Origin of the sequence: Dactylosporangium sp. NPDC006015, from assembly GCF_040614215.1 — a bacterium.
GTDB classification, from domain to species: Bacteria; Actinomycetota; Actinomycetes; order Mycobacteriales; family Micromonosporaceae; genus Dactylosporangium; species Dactylosporangium maewongense.
The window spans coordinates 22,294-35,288 of sequence record NZ_JBEXUD010000031.1 but is presented as its reverse complement, the minus strand read 5'-3'; the positions used below and the strand labels follow the sequence as shown (position 1 = coordinate 35,288).

Sequence of the window (12,995 nt, the reverse complement as noted above, 5' to 3'; positions counted from 1 at the left end):
CCCCTCAGCCGATCCGGGCCCGGCGGCCGAGGATGCCCTGCGGCCGGAAGAGCAGGATCACGATCAGCACCCCGAGGGCGCCCACAGACTTCAGCTCGGTCGGGATCCACAGCGTGGAGAGCTGGATGAACAACCCGATGACGAGGCTGCCGAGCAGCGCGCCCCAGGCCGTGCCGAAGCCACCGAGGGTCACCGCGGCGAAGATGAGCAGGAGGATCTGGAAGCCCATCTGGAAGCCCACGCCCTGGAAGGCGCCCAGGATCACGCCGCTGAGCGCGGCGAGGCCGCCGCCGATCGTCCACACGAGGCGGATGATGCGGTCGACGTTGATGCCGGACGCGGCGGCCAGGGCCGGGTTGTCGGCGACGGCGCGGGTGGCCTTGCCGAGCCGGGTGCCGACCAGCGCGAAGGACACCGCGGCGAGGACGACGAGGGCGATGCCGTCGGCGATCAGGTTCTTCGGCGCGATCAGGAAGGGTCCGTACTGCACGCCCGCCTGGGCGTTGTAGTCGGCGAAGTTGCGCGACTCACCGCCGAAGAAGTACAGGAAGACGTACCTGATCAGCAGCGACAGGCCGATCGAGATGATCATCATGGTGACCAGGTTGGTGCGGCGCTTGCGCAGCCAGCCCCAGAACGCGCGGTCCTGGAAGTAGCCCAGGGCGGCGCCGATGGCCACCGAGATGATGCCGGACAGCACCAGCGGCATCCCGATCGTCACGTTGAACAGGAACGTGATGAGGCCACCCAGCGTGACCATCTCGCCGTGGGCGAAGTTGGTCAGACCGGTGGTGCCGAAGATCAGCGAGATGCCGAGCGCCGCCAGCGCGATGATCAGCGCGAAGTGCAGGCCGGAGTACAGCAGGTCGGCGACGCGGTCGAACGACGACGACCCCTCGGTCTTGGTGCCGGGCTGGTTGTTGCCACTGCCGCCGGTCGTGCCGGCCGCGCCGAGCGGGAACAGCACGTTGCGCAGCTGCCCGTCCGCCACGGTGACGGTGGGCAGCACGGGCCGGTTGTTGGTGAGACCGACCCCGGAGGGCAGCGACGCTACATCGAGTTCCACCTTGTAGGTGCCCGGACCGGTTACGGGAATACTCCACTTGCCCTGCTCGTCGGATGTGGCCTCACCGGCGGGCGCGCCGTCCTGGGTAGACGCCTTGATCTTGACACCGGCGACCGGAGCGCCGTTGTTGGTCAACGTCCCCTGCAGCGCTTCCCCTTCGGCCCACGCGCTTGTGGCGCCTAGACCGAAGGAGAGCATCACGCAGGCCAGGAAGGCCGTGAGCATGATCACGGCTCTACGCAATGGTGCTCCTCGAATAACAGATGGCAGCAATCGTCCCGACCCTCGGGACTGGCGGATCATAGCCCGCCCCAGAAGCCGATTGCGGTCCGTTACCAAGCCGTTATTCGACCCTGAGCACTACCTGCGCAGACACGCCCTGCGCAGGTAAAAGGTCAGGACTCAGGGGTTACCGTGCTGTTACCGGTGGCGGTTTCCGCGATGATCCGATCCGCCACTTCGCGCATGGTCATTCGATGATCCATCGCGGTGCGCTGAATCCATTTGAACGCCTGCGGCTCGTTCATCGAGTAGGTCGCCATGAGCTGACCCTTGGCGCGCTCGACGACCTTGCGGGTCTCGAGCCGGTCGGTCAGCGTGGCGACCTCCTGCTCGAGCACGGCCAGCTCGGCGAACCGCGACACGGCGATCTCCACCGCCGGCACCAGGTCGCTCTTCTGGAACGGCTTCACCAGGTAGGCCATCGCGCCGGCGGCGCGGGCGCGCTCGACCAGGTCCCGCTGGCTGAACGCGGTGAGGATGACGACCGGCGCGAGGCGCGCGCCGGCGATCTTCTCCGCGGCGGCCAGCCCGTCCATGATCGGCATCTTGATGTCCATGATGACCAGGTCGGGCTTGAGCTCCTCGGCGAGGCGGACGGCCGTCTCGCCGTCGCCGGCCTCGCCGACCACGTCGTAGCCCTCCTCGACGAGCATCTCCCGGAGGTCGAGACGGATGAGCGCCTCGTCTTCCGCGATGAGCACCCGACGGCTCTGTGCCTCGGCCACGCGCAACTCCCGATCCGATCCGACACGACTGACGGCGATTACCGCCGCGATCAGACTAGTGGGTACCCTGGTGCGGCGTACCCGTCCCGGTATCCCAATCGGCAGAGGAACGGAGCTCAAACCTCCGACAGTGTGGGTTCGAATCCCACCCGGGGCACGCAAGATCTCACGCGGGCGGCAGCACGACCGGGTCCGCGCCGGCGGTCAGCAGGTCCAGTCCGGCGCCGCCGACGACCTGCGCGGGCTGCCGGTCCCGCCCGAGGATCGCGGCCAGCCGCGCGACAGGAAGCCGGTCCGCGCCGCGGGACGCCGCAAAAACGACGTTGCCGAAGCGCCGGCCCCGCAGGAGTTCCGGACGCACGAGCAGGCACACGTCGGCGAAGGCGGTGCGCAGGGTGGCCGCCTGCCCCCGGGAGAAGGTCAGGGGCGCGAGGTCCGCGACGTTGACCGCGTAGACCCCCTCGGGGCGCAGGATCCGGGCCACCTCCGCGGCGAACGTGACGTCCGACACGCTTTCCGGCATCTGCGCGGCGTCGTACACGTCGCCGATGACGAGATCGTAGGACGAATCCGGAATGTCGGACACGACCTCTCGGGCGTCCCCGAAGACGAACGAGACGCCGGTGGCGTCGGCGAGCGGCACGACCCGCTGCACGAAGTCGGCGAGCCGCCGGTCCCGCTCGACGATCACCTGCGTGGAGCCGGGGCGCGTGGCGGTGACGTAGCGCGGCATCGTGAAGGCGCCGCCGCCCAGGTGCAGCACGGTGAGGGGGCGCGCCTGCGGTGCCATCGTGTCGACGACCGCGGCGATGCGGCGGGTGTACTCGAAGCTGAGGTAGGTCGGGTCCGCGACGTCGACGTACGACTGCTGCACCTCTTCGAAGAGCAGCGTCCAGCCGCCCTTGCGGCGCGGGTCGCGCACCAGCCTGGCGTTGCCGAACTCGGTGCGCTCGCCGATCCCGTCGATGATCTCCCGCCACCCACCCATCTAGGCGGGTGCCTCGTCCACGAGCTCCACGGGCGGCCCGTCGGCATAGCGCGCGGCGAACAGCGGCTTGCCCTTGTCGACCTCCTCCGTGCCGACGATGACCACCCCGCGCACGAAGTCGGACGAGACGCTGTTGACGTGCACGCCCTGCTCGGCCCAGTAGGTGTTGTCGTCGTTGACCTGCTGGTAGCGCTTCGCCAGCTCGGCGGCGGAGAACTTCGCGTCGTGCACGAGCACGCACGACGCCGCGAACGTGCCGGTGATCCACTTGTCCAGGTCGGCGGACGGCTTGCGGTAGACCTCGACGCCGTCGTCGCCGACCCGGGCTCCGGCGAACACGGCCGCGAAGTCGGCCTCGCCCTTCGCGTCGATCTGCGAGACGACCTCCACCAGGTCCCCGGACGGCGACGCGCCGCACCCGGCGGTCTTCACGACCGCGCCCGAGCCACCCGAGCCGCCGGGCGAGGCGGACGAGGACGGAGCCGCCGACGTACAGGCCGTCAGCCCGAGCAGCAGCGCCACCACCAGTACACGTCGCATCACCGCCAACCTACCGGAGCATGCACCGGGGCGCCCGCGGCGGTAGGCAGGGCGGAGCGGGGCCCAAAGCCAGCGAAACCGGCGATTTGTCTCAGTTCTGGAGCTTCCGGGCCGAACCGAAAGACATGGACGGCACCACCCTGATCAAGAGCATCGACGACGTCATCGATGCCCGTGCCGTCACCACCGTGTTCCAGCCGATCGTGCGGCTCGACTCGTGGCGCCGCCACCGGCCCGAGGTCGTCGGCTACGAGGCGCTGACCCGCGGCCCGGCCGGCACGCCGTGGGAGGCGCCGCTGGAGCTGTTCGACGCCGCCGGCCGGGCCGGGCGCCTCGCCGAGCTCGACTGGGTCTGCCGCGCCGCCGCGTACCGTGCCGCGATCGACGCCGGCCTGCCGCTCGGCCTCACCCTGTTCGTCAACGCCGAGCCCGCCGCGCTCGGCGTGCCGTGCCCGCCGGACCTCGCCCCGGCCATCCTCGACGCCCAGCTGCGGCTGCGGGTCGTCGTCGAGATGACCGAGCGGGCGATCGCCGACGACCCGGCGGCCCTGCTGACCGCCGCCGAGGCGTGCCGCGGCTCCGGCTGGGGCGTGGCGCTGGACGACGTCGGCGCCGAGCCCGCGTCCCTGGCGGTCATGCCGTTCGTGCACCCGGACGTGGTCAAGGTCGACCGGCACCTCACCCAGCAGCCCGAGGGGGCCTACGCCGCCCGCGTCGTCAACGCGATCGTCGCCTACGCCGAACGCACCGGCTCCGCGATCCTCGCCGAGGGGGTCGAGACCCGCGAGCACGTCGCCGCCGCTCTGGGCATGGGCGCGACGCTCGGCCAGGGCTGGCTGTTCGGCCGGCCGGGGCCGCTGCCGGAGGACGTCGCCGAGCGCAGCGCGACCCTGCCGGTGCCGTTCGTCGCGCCGCCCGCCGGGACTGGGACCAGGACTCCGTACGAGATCGTCGCCGGCCGCCGCCCGACCGCCGAGGCGACGAAGCGGATGCTCATGCCGCTGAGCCGATACCTGGAGGAGAAGGCGCTCGACGCGGCGGAGCCGCCGATCCTGCTCGGCTGCTTCCAGGAGGCGCGGTTCCTGACCCCGCCGACCGCCCGCCGCTACGCGACCGTCGCGCGGACCGCCGCCCTGGTCTGCGCCCTCGGCACCGAGATCCCGAGCGCACCGGTGCCGGGCGTCAGGGGCGCCGCGATCGCCGGCGACGACCCGCTGCGCGGCGAGTGGAACGTGGTCGTCGTCGGGCCGCACTTCGCCGGCGCCCTCGTCGCGCGGGACCTCGCCGACGACGGACCCGACGACGACCGGCGGTTCACCTACGCCCTCACGTACGACCGCGACCTCGTGCTCGAAGCGGCCCGTGCGCTCCTGCACTGGATCGTGCCAACATAGGCGGTTATGAAGCGGGTGGCGCTGGTGGTGGTGCTCGCCCTTCTGGCCGGCTGCGGCAACGGCGGCGGCGAGAAGGAGAGCCCGGTCAAGCTGCGGATCGAGCTGACCCAGGGCCGGGTCGACGAGGTCCGGCACACGGTGCAGATCTCCATGCACAACGAGGGCCCCGCGAAGGTCACCGTCGAGCGGGTCGAGCTGCAGGCGCCCTCGTTCAAGGGGGTCGGGCCGGTCGCGGTCGACGCCCCGCTGCCCGTCGGCGGCCTGCGCGTCGACGTGCCCGTCTCCTACGGCACGGGGATCTGCCAGGGCGACGAGCTCAAGCCCCGCAGCGCCGCCTCGCATGTCGGATTCGCCGTCCGTACCGAGGACGGCAAGCTCCACGAACTGCGGCTGCCGCTGCCCGACCCGGACCCGATGCTCGACAAGCTGCTCGCTATCGACTGCCAGCAGGCGTACCTGGACCGGCAGGTCTCGCTCACGTTCGGCCCCTGGACGCACCTGCCGAGCGGCTGGCTCAACGGCACCGTGGTGCTGAAGCGGACGGGGTACACCGGCACCGTGACGCTGCAGGAGTTCGTCGGCAGCATCCTGCTCGAAGTGCTGCCGCTGCCCGCGCGGGAGCAGACGCCGAAGCCGTACGCGGTGCTGCAGCCCGGGCAGACCGAGGTGACGGTCCCGGTCGTGGTCGACGGCGAGCGCTGCACCCCGCACGCCCTCGCCGAGATCAAGAAGCCGTACGTGTTCCCCGCCTGGCTCAGCCTCGACGGCGGCCCGCCGCTGTACACGGAGCTGAAGATCACCGATGCGGAGCGTGACGCGTTCAAGCCGGTCATCGACGCCTGCGCCGCCAACCGCACCGAGATGTGACGCAAACTTTTAAGCCAGACTTAGGCCAGTTGCGATGGGGTACGGCGGGTGCCATGCTCCAGAGCCATGTCCGAGGTCGGTGCGCGCGTCCGCGCGGCGTTACCCGCGGTCGCGCTGCTGACCCTGGCAACCGCGGCCGTCCTCGGCCTGTCCACGCTGCTCGGGATCGCCGCGGCGCCGCCGATCTGGCAGGTCGTCCTGACGCTGGTCGCGGGCCTGCTGCTGGGCGTCGCCGCCACCGACCAGGTCCGCGCCGCCCTCACTGACTGGCAGGGCGCGGCCACCGCCGAGGCTGGGTCGCACCGGCGGGGCCGCCGCGGGCCGGCTCCCGTCCAGGACCCTGACCAGCCGCTCGAGAAGCCCGCCCGGCCCCGGCCGAAGCGGCCGTCGTGGCGGCGGATCGGGATCATCGCGGCGGTCGTCGTCGTGCTCGTCGCGCTGCTGTGGGTGCCGCAGGTGCCGGTCCACGGGGTCGCCACGGCGATCCTCACGTTCGGGTTCGGCTACGCGGCGTACGTGCTGCCGGTCCTGCCGCTGCTGCTGCTCTGGCCGCTGCCGCGCCTGCCCCGGGCCACCTGGCCGTGGCAGCTGCCCCTGGTGCCGATCGTCGACCGGCGGCTGTGGACCGGCGCCGAACTGCGCGACCTGGCCGTCGCCACCGGGCACTACCTGCGCGAACGGGTCCTGACCCGCACCACCGGCATCGCCCTGGCCACGCTCGGGCTGCTGCACCTGGTCCGCGGCAACCCGAGCCTCCTGGACGGCGGCACGTCCCGCGCCGGCGGGCTCGCCGGCTGGCTGCTCGCCGAGCCACTGCGCCTGATCCTGTCCACCGGCGGCGCGATCGGCCTGCTCGGCGGGGTCCTCGTCGGCGCCGCGGCGGTCATCGCCGCGTCCGTCGGCCGCGCGTGGGGCACCGTCGCCGGCTACTCGGTGCTCGCCGTCGCGGTCCTGGTGCCGCTGGTCGGTGCGGGCGCCGGGCACTGGCTCGGCTTCGAGTACTACCTGCGCACCGAGCAGGGCAAGGTGGTCGTCGTCGCGGGCCTGTCCCCGTCGCACCGGCAGGCGGTCCACGACACCGCCGTGCCCGTGGACGGCCTGGCGCCGTCGCTGGTCGCGCTGCTCGACAAGGGGCTGCAGGTCACCGGCAACGACGACGGCGACCGGATCGCGCGGGCCCTGGCGGACCCGTCGAAGGCGGCCGCCGAGCTGTTCGTCGGCGACCAGTTCGAGCTCAAGGCCGGCGAGTGCTTCGACTGGATCGGCGGGTCGTCGCAGCTGCGCTACGTGACGCCGTGCAACGCCGCGCACATCGGCGAGGTCACGTACGTCGGGCACCTGCCGTTCCTGGAGGACCCGGGCCGCGAGGCCGTCGACGCGGCCGCGAAGGCGGTCTGCGAGCAGTCCTACGGCGCGTACCTCGGCGTCCCGTACGGCCAGTCGTTCCTGCCCCTGGACAAGCCGATGCTCCCGGCGGGCTGGACGCAGCGGCCCGTCATCGCGTGCTCCGTCACGTCGGTCGGGCCGTGGACGCTCAAGGGCACGAAGACGGTCGCCGCGCTGCAGCAGAAGGTGCCGTGGGGCGCCGCGGGCGGCTGCAAGGTCGAGGTGCCGGACGCGCTGCGGGTCACCGCGGAGCAGCCCAACATCCGCTGCGTCGCGCCCGGCCCGGAGCAGCGGCTCGCGGTGCAGGGCGCCGGCTTCACGATGGACCTGGAGTTCGCCGCGATCGGCAAGGCGGCCGGCGGCGCCAAGATCGGCGCGGCCTGCCTCGACGGCGCCGACCTGGGCAACGGCTACACCTTCGAGGTCGGCCCCGAGGGCATCATCGAGATCTTCAAGCTGACCGGCGGGCAGCCGGCGAGGCTCGCCGCGTCGGCGAAGCCGAAGAACGCCGGCCCGCCGCCGACCGCCTCGACGCCGCTGCAGGTCACCTGCAAGCCGACCGCGGACGGCGGGATCGAGCTGACCGCCTTCTCGACCGGCAACCGCAAGGCGACCGCGGTCGACAAGACGAACCCGGTGACCCGCCTCTCCCCCAGGCTGATGCTGGCCAACGCCGGCGCCGGCGGCGTCGTCATGACCACCATGATCTTCAGCGCCACCCGCGTCTGAAGCGCTACCTGCGTCCGAGGGTGCGGTGCTACCCGAGTGTGAGCATGACGGACGTGGGGCTGTTCGGCTCATCCGGCCGCAGCGATGCCTCGCCGGCCGCCGCGACCTCGGCGCAGATGCTGTCGTCCCAGGTCAGCACGCCCCGCATCGGCAGGCACCCGACGTAGAAGCCCGGCGCCTGCTCCGTGACCGGCCAGCCCAGCGCGCGCAGCTCCCCGACGAGCTGCGCGATGACCTCCCCGGTGGACCGGCCGTCGGTCGCCCAGAACTCGCTGGCCTGCGGGCACTCCACGATCTCGCCCTCCCCGGTCTCGCAGCCGCCCCGGACGACCATCCGGCGCAGCCCTACCCCGTCGGGCAGGTCGTCGCCGTGCACCCACTGCCTGGCGTCGCCGGACGGCAGCGCCCTGCCGCCACCGCCGACGACGATGGTCCCGACGCACAGGAGCAGGGCCGCGACCCCGCCGCCGATCATGAGCAGGGTGCCCCGGGCGTCCGGCCCGGCCGCCCGGACCCGGAACGCGAAGCCGGCCGCCCAGGCGATCAGGGCGAGCAGCACGTACGGCACGAACCAGTCCGTCGCCGGCGGCTGCAGCACCCCGGCCCGCCCGGTCGACAGCAGCACGAGCGCGGGAGCGGCGACGAGCAGCGCGGCCACCGCAGGCACCCCGACCCGCCAGGTGGGCGCGATGAACACCGCGATCAGGGCGGGGACGGGCAGCGCCACCGCCTGGGTGAACCACTCGTGGCCGACCTGGGTGAACCAGGAGACCCAGGCGCAGACGGCGATCACGGCGAGGACGGCGGGCACCCGCCAGCGGCGGGCGAGCAGAGCGGTCACAGCGGTGGATCATGGCACCTGGGCGGGGAAAACGCACGCCCCGATTTGGAAAGCGAGCGTTCGCTCTATAATCAGAGGATGCCGCGCGTCTCCGAAGCCCACCTCGCCGCCCGCCGGGAACAGATCATCGACGCGGCGACGCGCTGCTTCCTGCGCAACGGGTTCCACCAGACGTCCATGCAGGATGTCATCAAAGAGGCGGAGCTGTCCGTCGGGGCGTTCTACCGCTACTTCGACAGCAAGGCCGCGCTGATCAAGGCGATCGCCGGCGAGAAGATCGGTGTGGTGCAGGCGACCGCCGACCACCTGCTGCGGCAGGACCCGCCGCCACCCGTGCTGGCGGTGATCGACGACCTGCTGCGCCAGATCGACATCAACCTCACCGACGACGGCACGGTCCGCATCGCCGTGCAGGTGTGGGGCGAGGCGGTGCACGACCCCGAGTTCTCCGGGCTGATCACCGAGATCTACGGCCGGATCCGGGGCAACGCGGTCGCCCTGGCCCGGCGCGCCCAGGAGAGCGGCCAGCTGCCCGCCGGCGCCGACCCGGTCGCGATCGGCTCGGCGCTCTTCGGGCTCATCCAGGGGTACATCCTGCAGCGGGTGCTCATCGGCGAGGTCGACCGCGAGTCGTACATGAGCGGCATCGCGGCCCTGATGGGGGCCGGCCACGAGGACCGGCCCCGCACCGTCACGACCGAGTGATCTTGACGTCGTCGACGCCGGCCTCGACCAGGCTGGCCGTGCCGGAGTCGTTCGCCTCGATCAGGATCCGGATCGACTGCCCGGCATAGGCGGTCAGGCTCACCGAGGCCGTGGCCCACGCGCCGGCCCGGTTCGACGCGGCGCCCGCCTGGGTGAACACGGTCGTCGTGGTGCTGCCGACGACGCGCACCCGCAGGTAGTCGGCGCTGGTCGCGTTGTTGAGGTGGGCGAGGTACCAGGAGAACGAGAGCGTCAGCGTGCCACCTGACGGCACCGCCGGCAGCGTGATCGCGGGCGAGCGGATGCTGGTGACCCCGCCGTCCACGTCGTAGGTCCCGGCGCTGCTGCCCGCCGCCGCGCCCGTGACCAGGTCGAAGCTGCCGCTGACGGTGGTGCCGAGCTGCAGCGCGACGCCGGAGCTGGTGGCGGCCGGGTCGCCCCGCTCGAACGCGCCGGCCGTGGCCGTGTCGGTGCCGGACGGGTTCGTGGTCCAGCCGGTGGCCGTCTCGAACGTGTCGCTGTAGACGGTGGTGCCCGGCGGGACCGGGGTGCTGGTCGCGATGGTCCACACCGCGTATGCGATGGCGTCGCTGTTGCGGTCCAGGGCCGTGTCGTTGATGTTGCTCGTGGTGTCGCAGGCGCGGTGGTAGCAGACGTCGAACGCGGTGCCGGACGTGCCGCCCCACTTCGTGGCCTGGGCCGCGGTCTTGGTGCCTTCCGCCCCGGTGAAGATGCCGCCCGCGGGGATGCCGTTGGCGATGAACGGGCCGTAGTCGGAGCGGCCGTCGAAGTCGGTGCCCTCCGTCGGCACGCCGATCGACGTGAAGTAGTCCTTCAGCGTCTGCTCGAGGGCGGCCGAGCCGGCGGGGCCGGGGCCGGAGCCGACGCCGTCGGAGTTGTCGCCGTCGTAGAGGAAGTAGCCGGCGTTCGGCGAGCCGACCATGTCGAAGTTCAGGTACGCCTTGATCTTCGCCTTCTCGGCCGCGGACAGGCTGTTGACGTACGCGGTCGAGCCGCGCAGCCCGAGCTCCTCCGCGCCCCACCAGCCGAAACGCAGGTGCTTGGTGGTGCTCAGCGCCTGCCGGGACACCTCGAGCGCGACCTCCAGGTTGGCCGAGGAGCCGGAGCCGTTGTCGTTGATGCCGGGCCCGGCGGTGACGCTGTCCAGGTGGGCGCCGACCATCAGCACGTCGTCGGGGTCGCCGCCCGGCCAGTCCGCGATCAGGTTGTAGCCGGTGGCGCCGTTGTACGTGAACGACTGCACGACCGTGGTGTACCCGGCGGCGTCGAGCTGCCCCTTCACGTAGTTGACCGAGGCCAGGTAGCCGGGCCGGCCGTGGGCCCGGTTGCCGCCGTTGGCGGTCGCGATGCTCTGCAGCTGGCTCAGGTGCGCCTTGACGTTGGCAACGGAGATGTTGGGCGCGGCGGCGAGCAGGATCTTCGCCGGCGCCGCCGAGGCGGGCGCCGGCAGCGCGGTGGCCGCCAGGGCCACCGCCAGCGCGACGGTGCGGACCTTCTTCACGTGGACAGCTCCCGGGGGTCGAGGGGGTCACGGCCCGGCGGGAGAGGTCAGCCGTCAGCCGCCTGGCCGTCTGCCATGGTCCCGAGAGACATCGAAATGCGTCAAGCTTTCGATTCGCTCATCGCATTGATACACGCATAAGGTGCCGGACATGAACAACCCTTCAGGCACCTCCCGGCGGACCGTCCTGGCCGCCGCGGCGGCAACGGCGGCGGCACCCTTCGTCGCCGGCGGCGAGGCGGGCGCGGCACCCGCGGCGAAACCCACAACCTGGGACCTCACGCTGCTCGGCACCTCGGACACCCACGGCAACGTCTACAACTGGGACTACTACAAGGACGCCGAGTACGACGACAGCGCCCACAACGACATCGGCCTGGCGAAGGTCGCCACGCTCGTCAACCAGATCCGGGCCGAGCGGCGGGGCAAGGCCACCCTCGTCCTCGACGCCGGCGACACGATCCAGGGCACGCCCCTGGCGACGTACTACGCCAAGCAGGAGCCGATCACCACGACCGGCGAGAAGCACCCGATGGCGCGGGCGATGAACGTCATCGACTACGACGCCGTCACCCTGGGCAACCACGAGTTCAACTACGGGCTGCCGCTGCTCGCCCTGTGGATCCGCCAGCTGGGCTTCCCGGCCCTTGCGGCGAACGCCGTCAACGTGAAGACCGGCCGGCCCGCGTTCGTGCCGTACGTCATCAAGAAGGTCGACCTGGGCCACGGCGCGCCGAACCTCCGGGTCGGCATCCTCGGCCTCACCAACCCCGGCGTCGCCATCTGGGACCGCGCCAACGTCGAGGGCACGCTCCGCTTCGAGGACTGCGTCGCCACCGCCGCGAAGTACGTGCCCGAGATGCGCCGCCGCGGCGCCGACATCGTGCTCATCTCCGCGCACGGCGGCGACAGCGGCAAGTCCAGCTACGGCCCGGAGCTGCCGAACGAGAACCCGTCGGCGCTCATCGCCGAGCAGGTCCCCGGCATCGACGCGATCCTCTTCGGCCACGCGCACAGCGACATCCCGCAGCGCTTCGTGACCAACACGGCGACCGGCGCGCAGGTGCTGCTGTCGGAGCCGTCGCGGTGGGGCCAGCGGCTGACCCGGATGGACTTCCAGCTCAGCCGCGACCGCGGCCGCTGGGTGATCACGTCGAAGGCGTCGACGTCGCTGAACACCAACACGGTCGAGGCCGACCCGAAGGTCGTCGCCGCCGTGCGGGCGCAGCACAACAAGACCGTCGCCTACGTCAACCAGGTCGTCGCGACCTCCACCGAGACGCTGTCGGCGGCCGAGTCCCGCTACAAGGACACCGCGATCCTGGACTACATCAACAAGGTCCAGACCGACACGGTCACCGCCGCGCTCGGCACGGCGCTGCCGGTGCTGTCGATCGCCGCCCCGTTCTCGCGGACCGCGGTGTTCCCCGCCGGCGACGTCAAGATCAAGGACGTGGCGGGGCTGTACATCTACGACAACACCCTGGAGGCCGTCGTCCTGACCGGCGCCGAGGTGCGCGCCTACCTGGAGTACTCGGCGAAGTACTTCGTGACGCTGCCGGTCGGCGCGCCCGTCGACCCGGCGACGATCAACGACCCGTCCGTGCCGGACTACAACTACGACGTGATCTCCGGCGTCGAGTACGACATCGACATCAGCAAGCCGGTCGGGCAGCGCATCACGCGGCTCGTGCACCCGGGCACCACCACGCCCGTCGGCGACACCGAGCAGTTCGTGGTCGCGGTGAACAACTACCGGCGCTCCGGCGGCGGCAACTTCCCCGGCATCGTGAAGTCGCAGGTGTACAACGCGCAGCAGGAGATCCGGCAGCTGCTGATCGACTGGGCGCAGGCGAAGGGCTCGATCGATCCGGCCGACTTCTTCACCCCGAACTGGCGGCTCGTGCGGGAGAACGTGCCGGTCTTCGCGTAACGCCATACTCTGGGCGG

General features: G+C 71.6%; 11 protein-coding genes and 1 tRNA gene. 6 read left to right on the top strand and 6 right to left on the bottom strand.

Going from position 1 to position 12,995, the window contains the following annotated elements:
* Positions 1-4: 4 nt before the first annotated feature.
* Positions 5-1,309 (bottom strand): branched-chain amino acid ABC transporter permease, encoded by a 1,305-nt coding sequence (locus ABZ321_RS39175; protein ID WP_354900616.1) that lies wholly within the window; start codon positions 1,307-1,309, stop codon positions 5-7.
* A gap of 152 nt (positions 1,310-1,461) precedes the next feature.
* Complete coding sequence (locus tag ABZ321_RS39170; protein ID WP_344503463.1) at positions 1,462-2,073, bottom strand: response regulator; 612 nt, start codon at positions 2,071-2,073, stop codon at positions 1,462-1,464.
* Positions 2,074-2,156: 83 nt separating this feature from the next.
* Between ABZ321_RS39170 and ABZ321_RS39165 the strand changes: the two genes are divergently transcribed.
* A tRNA-Leu gene (locus ABZ321_RS39165) sits at positions 2,157-2,230 on the top strand.
* A 9-nt stretch (positions 2,231-2,239) separates the two neighbouring features.
* Here ABZ321_RS39165 and ABZ321_RS39160 read toward each other — a convergent pair.
* Positions 2,240-3,061, bottom strand: a complete 822-nt coding sequence (locus ABZ321_RS39160; RefSeq protein ID WP_344503462.1) for a fused MFS/spermidine synthase — start codon at positions 3,059-3,061, stop codon at positions 2,240-2,242.
* The gene (locus tag ABZ321_RS39155) at positions 3,062-3,601 is read right to left on the bottom strand and encodes a hypothetical protein (protein ID WP_344503461.1); all 540 of its coding nucleotides are present in this window, start codon (positions 3,599-3,601) and stop codon (positions 3,062-3,064) included.
* A gap of 125 nt (positions 3,602-3,726) precedes the next feature.
* Here ABZ321_RS39155 and ABZ321_RS39150 point away from each other — a divergent pair, with 125 nt between their 5' ends.
* The 3 genes from ABZ321_RS39150 to ABZ321_RS39140 all read left to right on the top strand — a co-directional run bounded on the left by ABZ321_RS39150 (position 3,727) and on the right by ABZ321_RS39140 (position 7,977).
* On the top strand, positions 3,727-4,995 hold the full coding sequence (locus tag ABZ321_RS39150; protein ID WP_354900614.1) for an EAL domain-containing protein: 1,269 nt from the start codon (positions 3,727-3,729) through the stop codon (positions 4,993-4,995).
* A 6-nt stretch (positions 4,996-5,001) separates the two neighbouring features.
* Positions 5,002-5,862 (top strand): hypothetical protein, encoded by an 861-nt coding sequence (locus tag ABZ321_RS39145; protein ID WP_354900612.1) that lies wholly within the window; start codon positions 5,002-5,004, stop codon positions 5,860-5,862.
* A 66-nt stretch (positions 5,863-5,928) separates the two neighbouring features.
* The gene (locus tag ABZ321_RS39140) at positions 5,929-7,977 is read left to right on the top strand and encodes a hypothetical protein (protein WP_354900610.1); all 2,049 of its coding nucleotides are present in this window, start codon (positions 5,929-5,931) and stop codon (positions 7,975-7,977) included.
* A gap of 28 nt (positions 7,978-8,005) precedes the next feature.
* Here the strand turns inward: ABZ321_RS39140 and ABZ321_RS39135 are convergent, their stop codons facing one another.
* Positions 8,006-8,818: a hypothetical protein gene (locus ABZ321_RS39135; protein ID WP_354900608.1), complete on the bottom strand. Its 813-nt coding sequence runs from the start codon at positions 8,816-8,818 to the stop codon at positions 8,006-8,008.
* 78 nt (positions 8,819-8,896) lie between these two features.
* On the opposite strand from ABZ321_RS39135, the gene ABZ321_RS39130 reads away from it, so the two are divergent.
* Positions 8,897-9,523, top strand: a complete 627-nt coding sequence (locus ABZ321_RS39130; protein WP_344503456.1) for a TetR/AcrR family transcriptional regulator — start codon at positions 8,897-8,899, stop codon at positions 9,521-9,523.
* Here the strand turns inward: ABZ321_RS39130 and ABZ321_RS39125 are convergent.
* Complete coding sequence (locus ABZ321_RS39125; RefSeq protein ID WP_344503646.1) at positions 9,510-10,994, bottom strand: M28 family peptidase; 1,485 nt, start codon at positions 10,992-10,994, stop codon at positions 9,510-9,512. The two genes, ABZ321_RS39130 and ABZ321_RS39125, sit on opposite strands and share 14 nt — an antisense overlap.
* 202 nt (positions 10,995-11,196) lie before the next feature.
* Between ABZ321_RS39125 and ABZ321_RS39120 the strand changes: the two genes are divergently transcribed.
* Positions 11,197-12,978: a 5'-nucleotidase C-terminal domain-containing protein gene (locus tag ABZ321_RS39120; protein ID WP_344503455.1), complete on the top strand. Its 1,782-nt coding sequence runs from the start codon at positions 11,197-11,199 to the stop codon at positions 12,976-12,978.
* The last annotated feature ends 17 nt before the right edge of the window (positions 12,979-12,995 follow it).

Excerpts from the sequence above, each read along its gene's own strand:
- ABZ321_RS39160 (WP_344503462.1), bottom strand. The coding sequence starts at position 3,061 with ATGGGTGGGTGGCGGGAGATCATCGACGGGATCGGCGAGCGCACCGAG.
- ABZ321_RS39155 (WP_344503461.1), bottom strand. The coding sequence starts at position 3,601 with ATGCGACGTGTACTGGTGGTGGCGCTGCTGCTCGGGCTGACGGCCTGT.
- ABZ321_RS39150 (WP_354900614.1), top strand. The coding sequence starts at position 3,727 with ATGGACGGCACCACCCTGATCAAGAGCATCGACGACGTCATCGATGCC.
- ABZ321_RS39145 (WP_354900612.1), top strand. The coding sequence starts at position 5,002 with ATGAAGCGGGTGGCGCTGGTGGTGGTGCTCGCCCTTCTGGCCGGCTGC.
- ABZ321_RS39140 (WP_354900610.1), top strand. The coding sequence starts at position 5,929 with ATGTCCGAGGTCGGTGCGCGCGTCCGCGCGGCGTTACCCGCGGTCGCG.
- ABZ321_RS39130 (WP_344503456.1), top strand. The coding sequence starts at position 8,897 with ATGCCGCGCGTCTCCGAAGCCCACCTCGCCGCCCGCCGGGAACAGATC.
- ABZ321_RS39120 (WP_344503455.1), top strand. The coding sequence starts at position 11,197 with ATGAACAACCCTTCAGGCACCTCCCGGCGGACCGTCCTGGCCGCCGCG.